Raw genomic sequence first — 18388 nt, 5'->3', positions numbered from 1 at the left:
GAACCGTTTCAATAAAAGAGTATCAAATGTTTTTACTTGTCGTCTATATTTAAGACTTTATCCCTTGTTTTTAGCAACACTTTTTGAGTATTATGCCCGCAATGACAAACACTACTTATTTTTAACGAACTATAACCAGCTTGCCCTTTAATTTACCCGAGCTATTATCTAAATTTGATTCCCCTTAACTATTATTCCGCCCGCATTATAGCAACAACACACTTGATTTTCAACACATACCATGTGTGACCAAAATCACAATCACTATTTCTCTGTAAGTTTTTTAAGGCAAAATACGGGTTAAATCTGTGGGCGTGTTTTATTGGAAGAAGAACTCGGTGTTTGCTATACGAACTGTGTCGCCAATTTTTATGCCTTTTTCTTTTAGGGCTCTTTCTATACCCATTTTTTTTAGGATATTTTGAAACCTGCGAAGTGTGTCGTCGTTATCCATATTGGTCATTGCAAGTAATTTTTCCACTTTTTTACCTATAACCGTAAATACATTTGTATCATCAATAATTTCATATTCAACCTTAAACTCGGGCTCATAAATATATTTTTTTCGGCCGTTTTCAAGCACTAATTCGCTTTCTTCTGCCATTGGCTTTGCAAGTATTTTTATCAACTCGGCCATAAGCGGGTTTATGCCCACTTTTGAAACTGCGGATATTTTAAATACCTTTTTATTTTTCAAGTGTTTTTTGAAACTTGCGAATAATTTATCTGAATCTGTCAAATCCATTTTATTTACAACCACTATCATTGGTTTTTTTGCCAAGTGTGCCGAGTATTTTTTCAGCTCTTTGTTTATTATTTTATAGTTTTCATAAGCAGTTTTATCATCAAAACCTGAAATATCTATAAGGTGAACCAACACGCGGGTGCGCTCTATGTGCCTTAAAAATTCATCGCCAAGCCCTTTTCCACCATGAGCCCCTTCAATAATACCAGGGATGTCTGCTACAACAAAACTTTTTCCATAGTAATGCGCCACACCAAGGTTTGGAGCAAGTGTGGTAAATGGATAATCTGCTATTTTGGGGTGTGCGCAAGAAACAACTGAAAGGAATGTTGACTTACCTGCATTTGGAAACCCAACTAAACCCACATCGGCAATTAGTTTTAGTTCAAAATCTAATGTTGCAACTTCGCCTGGTTCGCCTTTTTCATAAACCCGTGGAGCGCTATTTCGGCCTGTTTTAAATGATGCGTTGCCTCTGCCGCCACGCCCGCCATTTGCAACAAGAAGTTTTTCACCTATCTTTTTTAGGTCGGCAATTATAGAACCGTTTTTTATTACAATTGTTCCCTGCGGAACTTTTATAAATAAATCTTTCGCGCTTTTACCATACTTATTGGTGCTTTCACCAGGCGAACCGCAAGGTGCTTTATAGTTCGGGCAATGCACAAGGTCCAAAAGGGTTGACATATTGTTGTCAACTTGCAAATAAACATCGCCGCCATCGCCACCATTGCCGCCATCGGGGCCGCCAAAAGGCCGAAATTTTTCCCTTAAAAAAGAATTACAGCCGTCGCCACCGCGACCAGCTGTAACAAAAATACGCGCTTTGTCTATAAACATTTTTTATTTGTTGCGAGTTAGGCTTTTTGCTCTATAGGATAAACGCTGACGAAACGTTTGTCTTTTGCTTTTTTTTCAAACTTTACAACACCCGCTATGCAAGCGAATAAAGTATCGTCAGAGCCAATCATAACATTTTTGCCCGGGTGAATTTTTGTGCCGCGCTGACGCACAATTATCGCGCCCGATTTTATAAGCTCACTGCCAAAAACTTTTATGCCAAGCCGCTGGCCTTTTGAATCTCTACCGTTAGAACTTGATCCCTGTGCTTTTACATGCGCCATATTAATCTCCCAAAAGTACTACCGGCGAAACTTAAGCCGTTTTAATTTCTTTTATTTTAAGTTCCGTTAACCATTGCCTGTGGCCAATTGTTTTTTTGTAGGTCTTTTTTGAACGCTTTTTGAAAACAATTATTTTTTTGCCACGGCCCTGCTCTATAACTTCTGCTACAACCTCTGCGCCTTTCACATGAGGCCTGCCAACGGTAAGTTTTTCACCGTCAGAAACCAAAAGCACATCGGTAAGTACAACATCCGCGCCCTCTAGGGCTTCTATCTTTTCAACTTTAATTACATCGCCGGCGCTAACTTTGTACTGTTTGCCACCAGTTTGAAATATTGCGTACATTGACATTCTCCTTTCTAAACCGTAAAATAATACCACAAAAAACTATTCTTTGTCAAGGATTTAAGGAGTTTAACAGATGTTTCTTTCAAAAAGAGTACAAAGCATTAAACCCTCGCCAACACTTGCAATTGAGGCAAAAGCAAAAGCTCTTAAAGCCGCAGGAGAAGATATTATAAGCTTTGGTGCCGGCGAACCTGACTTTGACACACCACAGAACATTAAAGATGCGGCTATAAGTGCTATTAACTCCGGCTTTACAAAATATTGCCCTGTTGCAGGAACGCCCGACCTTAAGGCAGCTATAGTAACAAAACTTAAGAGAGAAAATAACCTTGAATACAAAAGCAATCAAATAATTGTTTCTTGCGGCGCCAAACACTCGCTTTATAATCTTTTCCAAGCAGTTCTTGACCCAAAAGACGAAATTATTGTGCCTGCGCCTTATTGGGTATCTTACCCTGATATGGCAGTACTTGCCGGTGCAAAAGTAAAAGTAATTAAAACAAAAGAGCGCGAGGGTTTTAAAATATCACCAGAAAAACTTAAAACGGCAATAGGTAAAAAAACAAAGGCGCTTATGTTAAACTCACCGTCAAACCCTTGCGGCTGTGCCTACACTCTTGAAGAGCTGCAAAAAATTGCCACAATTTGTTTAGAGCACAAAATTTTAATTTTTTCAGATGAAATTTATGAAAAACTCATTTACGATAGTTTCAAATTTTACTCTATTGCCAATGTTTCAAAAGAAATAAAAGACATAACCGTGGTTGTTAATGGTGTTTCTAAGGCATACGCTATGACCGGTTGGAGAATTGGTTATGCCGCCGGTCCAAAAGAAATAATAAATGCAATGACTACTATTCAAAGCCAGTCAACCTCAAATGCAGCATCAATTGCAATGAAAGCCGCAACAGAGGCGCTAAATGGCTCTCAAGATAGCGTAGAAGTTATGCGAGCGGAGTTTGAAAAACGCAGAGATTTTATTGTTGATCGCCTAAATAAAATTAAAGGTATATCTTGCACTTCCCCACAGGGTGCGTTTTATGTTTTCCCAAATATAAAGAAACTGCTTGGCAAAACTTATAACGGCAAAGTTGTCGCAACTTGCACTGAACTTGCGCAATATCTATTGGAAAGAGCAAAAGTTGCCGTTGTGCCAGGTGCGGCATTTGGAGCCGATGGGTTTATCAGGTTGTCTTACGCGACTTCTATGGATAACATTAAGAATGGCTTAGATAGAATTGAAGAAGCACTGAAGTAGAATTGATTTAAGTCGCGGGGCTTTTTTGCCCCTGCACCCCCGTATCACTTTTCTTTGTATACCCAAAGAAAAGTAACCAAAAGAAATGCACCCACGGTGGCTATTCACTCGCATTTTTTGGCGGCTGTGGAACTCGCCCATAATGCAAAATCAGGCTCAGACAGTCCTCGCCGAAAACTCCAAAAAATACTCATTCATTATCAGCCAAAGTGGGATGATTTAATGAACCTCCGCCCAGTAAGCTGGGCGGTATCAATGGTGCTAATTCTTCTTCCTTCTCCCTCGATGGGAGAGGATTGAGGTGAGGGTGGATATTCGATAACAGGTCTCATTTGACCCCCTCATCCTAACCTTCTTCCCCAGACTTCACGGGGTCCAGAAACTTACCCGCCCAAAGGGGAGAAGGAATTATTTGGTAACCGCCCAGCAAGCTGGGCGGAATTATCAAGTTAAAATATCAATATTAAAGTACTCAGTTAGGCAGAAAGCCCCGCACTACTCAACAATTATTTGATAATCTTCCCAAGAAAGTTCTGGCGCGTGCTGTATTTCTATATTGCCGCCGGAAATCTTTTTTAAACGTGGTATTCTTTCCTTAAAGTACTCTGCAACTTCTTTTCTTAAACGAATTTTAACTTTCCCGTTATGCTCGCTTAAACGCATTTTTGATAGCTCATCGCATATGTGTATAAAAAGTGTTTCCCGAGATAACACAAGCCCTGTTCCGCTGCACTCCGGGCAGTTTTCCGTCATTTGAGAAAGTAACGATTCACGCCTGCGTTCACGCGTCATTTCAATTAAGCCAAGACGGGTTATTGGCAGTATATTAATTTTTGCCTTGTCACCTTTTACGGCAACCGATATGGCTTCTAAAACCTTGGCGCGGTTTTTTGATTTTTTCATATCTATAAAATCAATTACAATTATACCGCCAATATTACGCAACCGCAGTTGCTTTGCAATTTCTTTTGCCGCCTCAATGTTGTTTGCGGTTACAGTTTCTTCTTGCGATTTTTTGCCAGCGAATTTGCCTGTGTTTACATCTATCGCGCAGAGCGATTCGGCCTCTTGAATTATTATTGAGCCACCCGACGGCAATGAAACGCGGTGCGAACGAAGTTTTTTAATTGTTTCTTCAATGCCAAATGCTTTAAATAAGGGTGTTTTAGCGTTATAAAGTTTTATTTTTTCTATAAGCTCGGGCGAGACGATATTTACAAAGTTTTTAACATCTTTGAGTTCTTCTTCGTCGTCAATTAATAAGACCTCTACATCTTCATTTAAATAATCACGTACGGTTTGAAATGTTACGCCAAGGTCTTTGTGCAATAGAGCAGGCGCTTTTGCTTTGTTAAACCGCGCGCCTATTGAGCCCCATAGGCGATGCAAATAAACTATTTCTCTCTTTAACTCTTTTTCGCTTGCTCCTTCCGCCTCTGTGCGGATAATGAAACCGCCATCGTCCGGGCGAGCGGCCATTACTATAGAACGCAGGCGATCCCTTTCATCTTTTTTAAATATGTTTTTGGATATGCCAATGTTTGAGCTAAATGGCATATAAACAAGGTTCCTGCCAGGCAGGGAAATATCCATAGTTACTTTAGGGCCTTTTGTGGATATTGGTTCTTTATCTATTTGTATCATTACTTCCTGAGAGCGCGTTAGCAGTTTTTCTATTTTTCTTTCTTTTGAATTGACCCTTACATCGTCAACAAATATGTAGGCATTTTTTTCAAGGCCTGCATCTAAAAAAGCACTGGAGATGCCCGGCAAAATATTTTCAACACTTGCTTTATAAATATTACCAACTATTTTTGCCGACTCGCTCCTTTCAATAAATATATCTGAAAGTACTCCGTCTTCCATTATTGCCACGCGCGTTTGACCTACGCTGCTGTTTACCATTATTTCTCTTTTCATTTTTCCCCCGCTATTTAGCGTTTTACTTTGTAACTTTTTACAACTCACTTAATAATCCACCTGCCTTTTCTACATATAATGCTGTTCTTGTTATTTTTAACAAGCGGCTTTCATAGTCGCTAAGTGCTAATAGTTTTTGCATAATTTTTTCTGGCTTTATATTTTTTTTAGGGCCAAACCTAAGTTGCATTATTACAATATTACCATCAATTTTCAATTCCCTTATTAGCGGCTTTGCATCAATTGTTATAATTTTACCGTCTTTTTCTTTTACTATTGGTATTTCGGGACTTTGTAGAAATTCTTTTATTTTTTCTTCTGTCACCGGCAATTCTATGCTATACTCCGCAAGATTTGCAAGCGCGTCAACTGAAGGAAAAAAAACTGGTATGTTTTTTGCGCTTTCAAGTATATAGCCCGCGGGTAACTCTTTTGAAACCTTACTTTTTAACTCTGTAAGCTCTACGCTTTTATAAAACTCAACTTCTATGTACTCACTACAGCTTTCGTAACCAACCGATATGGCAGGGCCAAATGAAATTTTTGGCTGTGGGCTAAAACCTTGGGTGTACGATACGCTTAAAGCCGTGCGCCTGAGAGCTCTGCGAAAAAACTCAATTTGCTCAAGGTGCGAAATAAACCTGGCGTTGCCTTTCCTTGCAAACTTTAGCCGTGTTCTTTGCACTGTTTTAAACGGAAATGCTTTTGGCGCATTAAGCGAAGCGGTTGTTATTTTTGCAGGGCGGTTACTGCCAACCGTGCTAATTGCAACATCAGATTGGACTATGGCTTTGCTTTCATTATACGACTCTAATAGTTTTTCCTTTGGTAAAGAAAATATAAGATGTTCCCATGGCAAAATTTCATGTTCGCTTCGTTCGCGGTTTACGAAAAAATCTAATGTGAGGTTATTTTGTTTTAGTGCTTCTTTCCATAAATCAAACTTTAGATACTCTTTCCATTGGTCAAATTTACAGCCAAGCTTCCATGCGCAAAATATAACCTGACCAAGCCTCCTATCGCCCCGAGCTAAAAGAGCTTCCACAATGCTCCCATCAAGCTGATGCGCCTTTACCGCGGCCGGCAATGTTGCCCTTAAGCGCTTTGTATGCGCGCTTAGCGTTTCTGCTTTTTCCATTGGCACCCATTGAAATGCAGTTTGGGCTTTTGGCACAAATGGCGATACGGTTACGGTGAAATTTAAGTTTCTCGCTCTGGCACGCACAGCATTTACAAGCGTTACTATTGCTGTTATGTCTTCTTTTGTTTCAAAAGGCAGGCCCGTCATAAAATATAGCTTTATCTGCCGCCAACCACACTCCCATGCCATTAGCAATGTGTCAAATATCTGCTGTTCGTTTAAATCTTTGCCAATTATATTTCTTAAGCGGTCGCTGCCGGCCTCGGGCGCAAATGTAAGGTTCATTCTTTTTGCTTCACCAAGCCCTGCTGCAACTTTTATTGAAAATTGGTCACACCGCAACGACGGCAGCGATATGCTTATTCGCTTTGAACTGTGCCGAGCGTTTATTTCTGATATTATTTCTTCTAACTCTTTGTGGTCGGTGCAAGATAGCGATGAGAGCGCGACTTCTTCATAACCGGTTTGCGCAAGGCCTTTATCTACAAGCTCCAAAACTTTTTCTTTTGTACGCACGCGCCATGGATAATAATATTTTGCCGCCTGACAGAAGCGGCACCTTCTTGGGCATCCTCGCGCAATTTCTACATTTAAACGGTTGTGCACTGTGTTTACAAATGGCACTAACTGTTTAGACGGAAAATACACATTGTTTACATCTATTGAACGCTTAAGTACGGTACTTGGCACACCATCTTTTATAGCGCTTAGCTTTGCAACCGTGCCGTCTTCGTTGTAAGAAACCTCATAAAGCGATGGCACATAAACACCGGAGATTTGTGAAAGAGCAAATAGTTTTTGCTCTCTTGTGAGTTTTTTATTTTTTGCATTTACTAAACATTGTGTTATTTCGCAAATTACCTCTTCTCCATCTCCCAAAACAAACGCGTCAAAAAAATCTGACAGCGGCTCTGGGTTCGCAGTTACCGGCCCGCCACCCAATATGATGGGGTCGCTTTCACTCCTTTGTGAGCAAAAAAGAGGAACACCCGCGAGGTCTAACATATTTAAAACATTGCTCGCGCATAATTCATACTGCAAACCAAACCCTATTACATCAAAGTTATTTAGCGGGTTTTGCGTTTCAAGTGAAAATAATGGTATTTTTTCTGCACGCAAAATTACTTCCAAATCTTGTGCCGGGGCGAAGCACCTCTGCGCCGAACTTTGCTCATCCTGGTTTATTATGTGATAAAGTATTTCAAGGCCAAGATTTGATGCGCCAATTTCGTATAGGTCGGGGAAACACAAGCAATAATTTATCGCAGCATTTTCTTTTGGTTTTAGAGCGTTCCACTCGCCGTTGGTGTAACGCGAAGGGCGTTGCACTAATGGTAATATTTTTTCAATTTTAGCTTTCATAGATTTTATCAATGTGTGTGTCTTCTTATATGTATTGAAAGCAATAACCCAATGGCGCAAAGCGATGAAACAATGTTTGATCCGCCGTAAGAAATAAATGAAAGCGGTAATCCGGTGCAAGGCATCATTCCCATTACCATACCCATATTTATTATGCCGTAAAAGGCAAACATTGTTGCAATACCAACAGCAACAAGCGAGCCAAAAATGTCTCTGGCGTCGCGAGCTATCAAAAGGGCGCGCCATACAATTAAAAAATAAGCAAATAAGGCAAATAAAGTTATAAAGAACCCAAGCTCTTCACCCAAAACAGAAAAAATAAAGTCGGTGTGCTGTTCCGGCAAAAATCCAAGCTTAGACTGAGTGCCCGAAAATAGTCCCTTGCCTAATGCGCCACCTGAACCTATAGCAATTTTTGATTGTATAATGTTGTAGCCCGAACCAAGCGGGTCAATAGACGGATTTAAAAAAACAATTAAACGCTTCTGCTGATACGGTTTTATAGCTTTTTGAACACCAAACGAGGCAAAACTGCCAAAAACAATTAACAAACTTAAAACTATTGGAAATATTATAGAAATACGCGTTTTTAACTGCCTTGAAACCCACCAGAGCAAAAATATCAACCCCAACACAACACCAAGCACAATAAGCAACTGGTTCGCGCCATTTGCCGCCGCAACAAAAAATTTTATCAACTCACTTTTTGCTAAAAGCTCCGGTTGTAAGCGAAAAAAAGTTGCAAACAAGGGCAAACACATAGTTATTGTACCAAAAAGAATTATTGCCAAAATATACATAAGTTCCGCGCCAAACACAAAAAGTAACGCTATAGTTATTGGAAAAAATACCAAAGATGAACCAAAATCTGGCTGGAGTAAAACGAGCACTACCTGCCCAAATAATAGGCCTAACGCACTAAGAAGTGTACTAAGGTCTTTTGCCTGCCTTTTAAAAGCTGTTAAAAATGCCGCAAGTGAAAGAATATAAAATATCTTTGCAATTTCAACCGGTTGAAATGAGAACGCGCCTAGATAAAACCAGCCCTTTGTGCCTCGTACAACATTGCCAAAAATAAGTACTGATATAAGCAGGAAAGAAGCAATACCATAGGTAAACCATGGTATTCTTTTAAAAACCTGATAATTTAACGCGAAAAAAACAATCAACACGCAACCACCAAGCCCAATGGCGGCAAGTTGAGTTGCCAAATATTTTTCGGCGTTACCATACCTGATAGTTGCAGAATATATGCCCAAAAAACCAAGCCCTAAAAGAAATATGACTGTTGCGATAAGAATCCAGTCAATTTTTTCTATGAAACCATTCAGAGCTGATTTTTCTTTTTTAATAATTTCCATTTTATTGTTTTTTATCGTCTTTTTCTTTTTTAACTTCAACAATTTTAAAATACTCTTCTAGCACTTTTCTAGCTACAGGTACCGCCGCCGTACCTCCACTGCCGCCATTTTCCACAATTACGGCAATGGCTATTTGAGGGTCATCTACCGGAGCGAAGCATACAAAAATTGCATGAGCAGTACCATGAGAAGTCTGCGATGTTCCTGTTTTGCCTGCGACCCTTATTGAGCCCAAATAACAACCTTTGCCAGTTCCATTTCTTATAACTGACTCTAATGCTTTGTTCAAAATTTGCCAATTTTTTTCACTTGCTTTTACCGAAAGTCGTTTATCTATAGTTGCGCTGTAAAGAACCTCATTGCTTTGTTTATTTTTAATGCTTTGCACAATATAAGGCCTATAAATATATCCCTTATTTGCCGCGCATGATATCATTTGCGCGAGCTGTAGTGGTGTACAAAGCACTTGCCCTTGCCCAATTGCCATATTAAGCGTATCTCCGGTTTGCCAACGCTCTTTAAACTTGTTAAACTTCCACTCACGACCTGGCACTAAACCCGATTTTTCGTCATAAAGATCTATCCCAGTTTTTTCACCAAAACCAAAGTAGCGGGCATATTTTTCTAAAACAGCAGAACCAGTTTTAAGCGCAAGGTTGTAAAAATACACATTGCATGAATGGGTCATTGCGCCAATAGCACTAATTTCACCATGTTTACCCTCGCAATGAAAAATTTTATCGCCAACTTTTAAAGACCCATTACAAAAAAATGTGCCTTCAACAGATATATTCCCATTTTCAAGTGCACCAAGCAAAGAAATAATTTTAAAAGCTGAACCTGGCGGATAAAGACCTTTTAATGCTCTGTTAAATAATGGGCTTGTATCATCAGTTAAATATATTGAAAATTTAGGCGTACCCACATACTCTGGGTTAAAACTCGGCGCGCTAACAAAAGCTTTCACTGCCCCTGTTTTTGTATCTAGTGCAACCAATGCACCTCGCCCACTAACAGTTTGAGCAATTGCCTGGGTGGCAACTTCTTGCAATTTATTATCTATTGTAATGTAAACATCTGAACCTGCAACTGGGTCTATACGGTTTAGCACCCGTGTTTGCTTGCCCTGCGCATTAACTTCCACCTGCCAACCACCATTATTACCACGCAAGTACGAGTCAAACGATTGTTCAATACCTGTTCTGCCAACAAGGTCGCCAGGTTGGTAATCGGCATACTCTTCCGCAGTGGTATCTAACTCTTCTTTGCTTATTTCGTTAACATAACCTATTAGGTGTGCATTTTGAGTTGCCGAAAGATACTTGCGCCTTGATTCTTTTACAACCGATAAACCCGGCAAGGCAACCTTTTGCTCGCTGTAACGAAGCATCTCTTCAAACGACAGATTGCCTGCTATTTTTACTGACTTACCTATTTTATAACCTCTTTGTATGATCTCTTCAAGATTCTTTTTTCTTGATATCTTTTGCAACTTATTAATTGTTTCCTGCGATGGTGCATTTCGCTGAAAAAATGGGTAAAAGTAAGCGGCAAATGAAATTTCATTATTTGCAAGTATATCGCCGTTAACATCATATATTTTGCCGCGTTGAGGGCGTTCTAAAACAATATGCAAGCACTGTTTTTCTGATACAAGTGCGTAGTACTTCGCGGAAATTATCTGAAGCTGAAACAACCTTGTGGCAAGCAAAAAAAACACAAACACAAAAAACAAAATAAGCGTTTTATTGCGCAAAACAAAGTTATCATAAACACTCTTACTTTCCTGTTGCCACATAAATATCGCCCGCTCATAAGAGCGGGGCGGACATTCCTTCCCTTGTAGGATATCTCTTCGCTGTCGTTCATCAAAACGACAGGGCTTTAATCTTGAGATTATATTTAAAAAATCACAACCTAATTATTATTTATAAATCTTCCGAAAACCCAAAATATTGCCGGTGAGATAAGCGCATTAAGAACCGGCTGTAAGAGTGTAATGTGGTTAAGTAATAAATTCGCTTGGATTGTTGAAAAAATTGCATACTCAATTATAAGCAATGTTAGATACGTAAAAGAGCACAAAAGAACAAGCACCGCCTGATTTAAACCACTGGAATCGTCCCACTCACCCCTAAGCAAACCAGCACTATAACCTATTATTGTAAGCGCGATAGTTCGTGAGCCAAACATATCTGATAAAAGCACATCTAACGATAGTCCAAGTAAAAAGCCGGCCCACATGCCCATCCTTGACCCTTTAGAAACCGCCAAAAAAATTACCGCCAAAAGCGCAATGTTTGGGGCAATGCCAAATGTGGCAAGATAGGTGTTTATAATTAGGTGAATTGAAACTACAACAAAAAAAGCAATGGTGTAAATAATTATTTTTTTCATAAATATTCTATGCAATTAATAAAATAATCTATTGTTATCCCGTATTTTATAATAGGTTTGAGAACCGATTGCAAGGTTTTTGCGTCTATGATTACATCAATCTTTTGACTTATTTCCTTTTGGCAATAAAATTATTGTTTCAGACACGGTGTTTAGGTTTATTGCCGGCTTTACTAAGGCAACAAGAGTTGACTCTTCAGAACTTTCCTGCACGGAAGATATAGTGCCTATTCTAAACCCTTGAGGAAACACCGAGCTTAACGCGCTTGTTATAACATCATCGCCGCAAGATACAACAACCGACTCATCTTTTAAAAAACGGGCGGACAAAAAGCCGTTGTTTGAACCTTCTATTAAGGCATCTCTATTTGCATTTTTTAGTTTTGCGGGAACAGAAAAAAGAGGATTTGTGATAAGTATAACTTTTGATGAGTTTTCAAAAACTTCATAAATTCTGCCAAGCACACAGGGCTGTGCGTTTGCAATTGCAAGCACGGCAACATCTGCTATAACACCATCTTTTATACCTTTGTTAACCGTAATCCATTGGAACCAGCCGTCAGAATCACGCGATAAAACTTGCGCGGAAAGTGCCATATTCCCAAGTTGACTTTTAAAACCCACCAGCTCGCGAAGGCGCGCATTTTCTTGGCGTAATTGGTCAAGCTCAACCCAAGAACCAAGATGTTTATTTATAATCTCTTTAAGTACTATATTTTCTTGCCTTGCCGCCACAATTGTCTTTACACCTTCAAACGACTTTGTGGAAAAATTAACAACTACAGAAGCAGATGTAGCGCTTGGAGCAAGTACATAAAACATAAATTTCTTCATTACAACTATTTTTTCTGTGAGATGAGAAGCTAATAATAGAAAACCAATTAGCAAAAGTACTATTAGGGTTTTAATTGGGTTAGAATGAATTGTGGAAGGGTTTTGCATCTTTCCCTGTGGGGAGTTGTACCCCATAATTTTTAAGGTTTAATTCGGGAGTAAGTTCTTAAATTATACTTTTTCTGCTGTACTTGATATTATCAAGTTCTTCAAGATATTTACCAGTGCCGCGCACAACGCATGTTAATGGGTCCTCTGCGTTAACTACCGGGAGTTCTGTTTCATGAGCAAGCAGGTCTGCAAGACCATGTAACAAAGAACCGCCGCCCGCAAGCACAATACCCCTATCTACCAAGTCGGCTGATAACTCAGCGGGAGTTTCTTCAAGTGTGCTTTTTATTACATCAATTATTGCTTTCATAGGTTCAGCAAGCGCCGAGCGAATTTCTTCAGAAGTTATAGATATAATTTTAGGCAATCCCGTTACCTGATCGCGCCCTTTTACTTCCATGCTTGTTTCTTTTACCATCGGAAAAACCGAACCGATTTTAATTTTTACTTCCTCCGAGGTATTTTCACCAATAAGTAGATTATATTTTTTTCTAAGATACTGAACAATCGCTTCGTTCATTTCATCGCCGGCAATGCCTAATGACCTTGAAACCACCATACCACCAAGAGATATTACCGCAACCTCTGTTGTGCCGCCACCAATATCAACTATCATACTGCCTTCTGGCTCTTGTATTGGCAAATTCGCGCCAATTGCGGCCGCCATGGGCTCTTCAATTAAATAAACCTGCCTCGCTCCTGCCTGTTCAGCTGATTCGCGTACAGCCCTGCGCTCAACTTCGGTTATACCTGAAGGCACACCAATTACTATACGAGGGTGCAAAAAGCTTCTGCGATTGTGTACTTTTTTTATGAAGTATCTTATCATCTGCTCTGTAATTTCAAAGTCGGCAATTACACCATTGCGCAATGGCCTTATCGCAATTATATTAGCAGGGGTTCTGCCAAGCATTCTCTTTGCTTCTTCACCTACAGCAAGGACCCTTTTTGTGTCTTTTTCAATAGCCACAACCGAGGGTTCTCTCAGAACAATGCCCTGACCCTTAACATATACAAGAACCGACGCAGTACCGAGGTCAATTCCCATATCATTAGAAAACAAACTTAAAAGGTAATTAAACATTTTTAGATAGATCCATTAACTAAGTAGTTTTATTATGGCAACGGAAGCTGCATCGCCACGCCTTGTACCAACTATGAATATCTTAGTTAATCCGCCAGCACGGTCTTTGTACCGGGGAACCAAAACATCAAATATTTTTTTTCTAACAACTTCATCTTTTATTTCCGCAAAAACCGCTCTTTTGGCATTAAAGTCACCAGGCTTTGCGGAAGTAAGAAGTTTCTGGCTGTACTTTGAAAGTTCTTTTGCTTTTGCGTGAGTGGTTTCAATTTTTTCATGAAGAAATAGTGAGGTTGCAAGGTTTCTTAACAAAGATCTCCTATGAGCACTTGTTCTTGAGAGTTTTCTTGCACCGTAGTTCTTAATCATTTTCTTGCTCCTCTACCTTCAACGAAAACCCAAGTTCTTCAAGTTTCGTTTTTATTTCATCTAAGGAGTTCTTCCCGAAATTTTTATAAGCAAGCAACTCTTTTTCTTCTTTAGAAATCAGTTCCCCAACAGTTTGTATTTCCGCTCTAATTAAACAATTTTTTGCACGAACTGAAAGATCTAAATCATTTATGGATAGGGCAAGCTTTGCTTTATCTTCAATGGAAGTCGCGCTCTCTTGCGTAGTAAGCTGTGCTGCTTCTGCTTTTTCGCCGGTGAAGATGCAAAATGTGTTTCTTAAAACCTTTGAGGAATATGCAAGCGCATCGGCCGGAGAGATAGAACCATCTGTCCATATTTGTATTATCAATTTATCGTAATCGGTTATTTGTTCCACGCGCGTGTTTTCAACTTCATAATTAACTTTTACAACAGGAGAAAAAAGCGCGTCTATTACAATTGAACCTGCCGCCTGTTTACCGCTTTTATTTTCATCGGCAAGCACATAACCCTTGCCCTTTGAAACTTGAAGCTCCATTTCAATGCTTGCACCAAAATCCAGCGTTGCTATTGGTTGTTCAGGAGTAAGAATTTCTACATTTGAGTTTGGCTCAATATCTTTTGCCTTGACAACACCATCTTTATCAACCGAAAGTATTAATGTTTCATGGCCATCTGTAAACATTTTTAAACGAATTTTTTTCAGGTTTAATATAATATTTGCAACATCTTCTTTTACACCTTTAAGAGATGCAAACTCATGCGATGCCCCTTTTATTTTAACAGATGTGATAGCCGCGCCTTCTAAACTTGACAAGAGCACTCTGCGAAGAGCGTTGCCTACTGTCTGCCCATAACCCCTATCAAACGGCTCAGCAACAAAACTACCGTAATACTGTGTGGCTGTTTTTTCATCTAGGGTTAAGGTGCGTATCTTTTCTAATTCTGTAGTTTCCATGCTATATGACCTCTCTTTTTATTTTCCAGACAAATTATTTTGAGTACAACTCAACTATCAACTGACTGTTTATTTTAGCAGAATACTCTTCCGGAGTTGGCATAGAAACCACTGACCCGCTAAATGATTTTGCATCAAGTGCGAGCCATGAAGGCGCTTTTGCGCCAGATTCTAAAGCTTTTTTTACGAAAACATTTTCCCTGACTGAACTTTTAAGCTCAATTTTGTCGCCAATCTTTATTTCATAAGAAGGCAGGTCAACTCTTTTTTCATTTACCAAAATATTTCCGTGGCGAACAAACTGTCTTGCCATAAGCCTGGAAGTAACAAGCCCCAATCTGCAAACAACATTGTCAAGGCGCAACTCTAAAAGTTTGAAAAGATTGTCACCGGTAAGGCCTTTTTTAATTTTTTCGGCGCGAGTAAAATAGTGAACAAACTGTTCTTCGCTAAGACAATAAAGGCGACGCGCTTTTTGCTTCTCCCTTAAGTGCCTTGCATATTCAGTTGCTTTACTTTTTTGTGCCCCATGCTGGCCTGGTAAATTTTTCCCTCTTTTTGTTTCAAGGGTACACTTACCGAAACACCGTTCACCTTTAAGAAAAAGTTTTTCCCTTTCTCTACGACATAATTTACAAACTGATCCGAGATAACGAGACATTATTCTAAGTCCTCCCCGCCAAAGGCGGTCCCACCATTGAGGCGGGTGTTAGTATTTATTTTAATTAAACTCTTCTTGGCTTTGGCGGACGACAACCATTATGCGGCACAGGTGTTATATCTTTTATTGCCGTTATAGAAAGATTTGCTGCCTGCAACCCTCTTATGGCAGTTTCTCTTCCAGGGCCTGGTCCGTTTACCAAAACCACAACCTGTTTAACTCCGGCCTCAACAGCTTTTTTCGCACAGGCCGAGGCAGTCATTTGCGCGGCAAATGGGGTGCCTTTTTTAGTACCCTTAAAACCACTTCCACCAGCAGAAGCCCAAGAAATTACATTGCCTTTATCATCTGTAATACTTATTATTGTATTGTTAAATGACGACTTAATATACGCTTTTGCTATACCGCCTACAAAACGTATTTTCTTTTTACCACGAACACGCACAACTTTTTTTTCTTCTGCCATTACAATTTCCTCCAAAATTTTATCAACTATCGGACACTACTTAGTATCAGTAACAGGTTTTGCCGCCTGTGCAGATTTAGCGCCAACTGTTTTTCTCTTGCCACGCCTTGTTCTACCATTTGTTTTTGTGCGCTGGCCTCTTACCGGCAAACTTCTTCTATGGCGGAAACCTCTATAAGAACCTATGTCCATAAGACGGCGAATATTAGCTTGTATCTCCCTGCGCAAATCACCTTCAACTTTATAAGTTTTGCTGATTATTGTACTAAGTTTATTTACTTCTTCCTCTGAAAGATCTTTCACGCGTTTGGCCGGATCTATACCAGATTCGGCAATAATAATATCCGCTAATGTTTGACCAATACCGTATATGTACCTTAATGCAACATCCACTCTTTTACCTTTTGGTAAATCAATACCAGCAACACGAGCCATTTAATTCCTCCACCGCCAAAGGCGGGGCCAGCCTTGGGCTGGCTTTATTAGTTATATTTAATCTATCCCTGACGCTGCTTGTGCCTTGGCTCTTCGCAAACAACACGCACAACACCTTTGCGTTTAATAACTTTACATTTTTGACAAATCTTTTTTACCGACGCTCTTACTTTCATAAACTTCCTCTATTATTTTTCTCTGTAGGTTATTCTTCCACGGGTAAGATCATACGGAGATAGTTCAACTTTAACTTTGTCACCCGGAAGTATCTTTATATAATTCATACGCATTTTGCCGCAAATATGCGCAAGAATAACATGCCCACCCTCTATTTCAACTTTAAACATTGCATTGGGTAAGGCCTCTAAAATTTTACCTGCCACAAGTATCTTATCTTCTTTTGTCATATTATATTCTCGTAAGAACTTCACAACCATCTTCTGTTAGCGCCACCGTGTGCTCAAAATGAGCGCACAACGAACCATCTTGCGTTACCACTGTCCAGCCATCGTTGAGCGTTTTTACGCGCCAGTCTCCCATATTTAACATGGGCTCAATTGCCAAAACCATTCCCGGTAAAAGCCGAGGACCACTACCAGACCTTCCAAAGTTTGGAATTGCAGGCTCTTCGTGAAGCGCTCTGCCTATTCCATGACCCACATAATCGCGCACTACGGAGAAATCATTTTTTTCAATAACCATTTGTATTGCCGCACAAACATCGCCTAATCGATTGCCCGGCTTTACATTTTCAATTGCATGTTCAAGCGCTAAGGAACCAACTTCTAATAGTTTTTGCGCCTGCGAAGAAATTTTACCGACAGGAACGGTTATAGCCGCATCACCATAAAAACCATTATATATTGTTCCGAGATCTATACTAACTATATCACCCTTGGCCAATAAACGCTTTGCACTAGGTATTCCATGCACTAACTCATCGTTTATTGACACGCACGCTGTTGCGGGATACCCGCGGTATCCAAGGAAGGCCGGTTTCATTCCAAGTGCCTTTATTTCTTTAAACGCAATATCATCCAGATCTTTGGTTGAGATACCCGGCTTTATGTTTTCAGAGAGCGTTTTTAATACACTTGCCACGGCCCTTGCCGCAACCCTTAAATTTGCTAAATCATCTTTGGACTTTAAATCTATAAGAACTTGTTTTGCCAGAAAATTACTTTGAGACAGCATCGCAGGTGTCTTTAAAAACTTCTTCTACCGGCCGTGTGCCGTTTATTTGGTCTAATATTTTACACGAGCTGTAATATTCAATTAAAGGAGTTGTTTGTTCATTATAAATTTTTAACCTGTTTCTAATTGTGCCGGCATTATCATCGGCACGCTGTATCACTTTGCCGCCGCAAGCATCACAAGTATCGGCTACTTTAGGCATGTCCCCAGCGGTATTATATGTTGCGCCGCAAGCTACACAAACCCTTCTGTTGGACAAACGCTTTACAACTTCTTCTTCTTCAACTATCAAGGCAATTACTTTATCAATTTTTCTGCCGCTTTTATTTAGTGCCTCGTCTAAAGCCTTTGCCTGAGCAAGTGTTCTTGGAAACCCATCCAGCAAAAAACCATTGGTACAGTCGGCCTTTGAAAGGCGCTGTTCAACAATTTCAATTACAAGTTGATCCGGCACAAGTTTACCAGCAGACATATATTCCTGAAGCTTTTTGCCAAGCTCACTGCCACTTTGCGATGCCTCGCGAAACATATCACCGGTTGATATATGGGCAAGATTATATTTTGAGGAAAGTTTTTTTGCCTGTGTTCCTTTGCCTGCCCCCGGCGCGCCCATCAAAAT

General features: G+C 39.9%; 20 protein-coding genes. 1 reads left to right on the top strand and 19 read right to left on the bottom strand.

All coding sequences use genetic code 11. From position 1 onward, the window contains the following. Positions 1–319: 319 nt before the first annotated feature. From obgE to rplU, 3 genes are read right to left on the bottom strand one after another with little or no spacing between them, the layout of a single operon-like run. On the bottom strand, positions 320–1585 hold the full coding sequence (gene obgE / locus M0Q46_05990; GenBank protein MCK9583140.1) for a GTPase ObgE: 1266 nt from the start codon (positions 1583–1585) through the stop codon (positions 320–322). Positions 1586–1602: 17 nt separating this feature from the next. After that, positions 1603–1869, bottom strand: a complete 267-nt coding sequence (gene rpmA / locus M0Q46_05985; GenBank protein MCK9583139.1) for a 50S ribosomal protein L27 — start codon at positions 1867–1869, stop codon at positions 1603–1605. A gap of 31 nt (positions 1870–1900) precedes the next feature. Next, the gene (rplU, locus tag M0Q46_05980) at positions 1901–2215 is read right to left on the bottom strand and encodes a 50S ribosomal protein L21 (protein MCK9583138.1); all 315 of its coding nucleotides are present in this window, start codon (positions 2213–2215) and stop codon (positions 1901–1903) included. Between the two features lie 76 nt (positions 2216–2291). Between rplU and M0Q46_05975 the strand changes: the two genes are divergently transcribed. Further along, positions 2292–3476 (top strand): pyridoxal phosphate-dependent aminotransferase, encoded by a 1185-nt coding sequence (locus tag M0Q46_05975; protein MCK9583137.1) that lies wholly within the window; start codon positions 2292–2294, stop codon positions 3474–3476. 495 nt (positions 3477–3971) lie between these two features. On the opposite strand, the gene M0Q46_05970 is transcribed toward M0Q46_05975, so the two are convergent. The 16 genes from M0Q46_05970 to M0Q46_05895 all read right to left on the bottom strand — a co-directional run. Beyond that, on the bottom strand, positions 3972–5396 hold the full coding sequence (locus M0Q46_05970; protein MCK9583136.1) for an Rne/Rng family ribonuclease: 1425 nt from the start codon (positions 5394–5396) through the stop codon (positions 3972–3974). Positions 5397–5433: 37 nt separating this feature from the next. Then, positions 5434–7899, bottom strand: a complete 2466-nt coding sequence (locus M0Q46_05965; protein MCK9583135.1) for a TIGR03960 family B12-binding radical SAM protein — start codon at positions 7897–7899, stop codon at positions 5434–5436. 8 nt (positions 7900–7907) lie between these two features. Beyond that, on the bottom strand, positions 7908–9260 hold the full coding sequence (gene rodA / locus M0Q46_05960; protein ID MCK9583134.1) for a rod shape-determining protein RodA: 1353 nt from the start codon (positions 9258–9260) through the stop codon (positions 7908–7910). 1 nt (position 9261) lies between these two features. Beyond that, complete coding sequence (mrdA, locus tag M0Q46_05955; GenBank protein ID MCK9583133.1) at positions 9262–11058, bottom strand: penicillin-binding protein 2; 1797 nt, start codon at positions 11056–11058, stop codon at positions 9262–9264. A 119-nt stretch (positions 11059–11177) separates the two neighbouring features. After that, entirely contained in the window at positions 11178–11657 is a 480-nt protein-coding gene (gene mreD, locus M0Q46_05950; protein MCK9583132.1) for a rod shape-determining protein MreD, read from the bottom strand. Between the two features lie 96 nt (positions 11658–11753). After that, the gene (gene mreC, locus M0Q46_05945) at positions 11754–12599 is read right to left on the bottom strand and encodes a rod shape-determining protein MreC (protein ID MCK9583131.1); all 846 of its coding nucleotides are present in this window, start codon (positions 12597–12599) and stop codon (positions 11754–11756) included. Between the two features lie 58 nt (positions 12600–12657). After that, on the bottom strand, positions 12658–13686 hold the full coding sequence (locus tag M0Q46_05940) for a rod shape-determining protein (GenBank protein ID MCK9583130.1): 1029 nt from the start codon (positions 13684–13686) through the stop codon (positions 12658–12660). A 15-nt stretch (positions 13687–13701) separates the two neighbouring features. After that, positions 13702–14055 (bottom strand): 50S ribosomal protein L17, encoded by a 354-nt coding sequence (rplQ, locus tag M0Q46_05935; GenBank protein MCK9583129.1) that lies wholly within the window; start codon positions 14053–14055, stop codon positions 13702–13704. Then, positions 14048–15013: a DNA-directed RNA polymerase subunit alpha gene (locus M0Q46_05930; protein MCK9583128.1), complete on the bottom strand. Its 966-nt coding sequence runs from the start codon at positions 15011–15013 to the stop codon at positions 14048–14050. The genes rplQ and M0Q46_05930 overlap by 8 nt, the downstream gene beginning before the upstream one ends. 34 nt (positions 15014–15047) lie before the next feature. Beyond that, positions 15048–15674, bottom strand: a complete 627-nt coding sequence (gene rpsD / locus M0Q46_05925) for a 30S ribosomal protein S4 (GenBank protein ID MCK9583127.1) — start codon at positions 15672–15674, stop codon at positions 15048–15050. A 64-nt stretch (positions 15675–15738) separates the two neighbouring features. Continuing rightward, positions 15739–16140 carry a 30S ribosomal protein S11 gene (rpsK, locus tag M0Q46_05920; GenBank protein MCK9583126.1) on the bottom strand — a complete coding sequence of 134 codons (402 nt, stop codon included), beginning with the start codon at positions 16138–16140 and terminating at the stop codon, positions 15739–15741. Between the two features lie 36 nt (positions 16141–16176). Further along, complete coding sequence (gene rpsM, locus M0Q46_05915; GenBank protein MCK9583125.1) at positions 16177–16575, bottom strand: 30S ribosomal protein S13; 399 nt, start codon at positions 16573–16575, stop codon at positions 16177–16179. A 62-nt stretch (positions 16576–16637) separates the two neighbouring features. Continuing rightward, on the bottom strand, positions 16638–16751 hold the full coding sequence (rpmJ, locus tag M0Q46_05910) for a 50S ribosomal protein L36 (protein ID MCK9583124.1): 114 nt from the start codon (positions 16749–16751) through the stop codon (positions 16638–16640). 12 nt (positions 16752–16763) lie between these two features. Then, the gene (gene infA / locus M0Q46_05905) at positions 16764–16982 is read right to left on the bottom strand and encodes a translation initiation factor IF-1 (protein ID MCK9583123.1); all 219 of its coding nucleotides are present in this window, start codon (positions 16980–16982) and stop codon (positions 16764–16766) included. Position 16983: 1 nt separating this feature from the next. Continuing rightward, on the bottom strand, positions 16984–17769 hold the full coding sequence (gene map, locus M0Q46_05900; protein ID MCK9583122.1) for a type I methionyl aminopeptidase: 786 nt from the start codon (positions 17767–17769) through the stop codon (positions 16984–16986). Next, positions 17753–18388 (bottom strand): adenylate kinase (locus M0Q46_05895; GenBank protein ID MCK9583121.1); only part of this gene is annotated, 636 nt, incomplete at its 5' end. The genes map and M0Q46_05895, both read right to left, overlap by 17 nt.

Source organism: Endomicrobiales bacterium (assembly GCA_023228045.1).
Classification (GTDB): Bacteria; Elusimicrobiota; Endomicrobiia; order Endomicrobiales; family JALOBY01; genus JALOBY01.
This window is presented reverse-complemented; position numbering and strand designations above follow the sequence as displayed.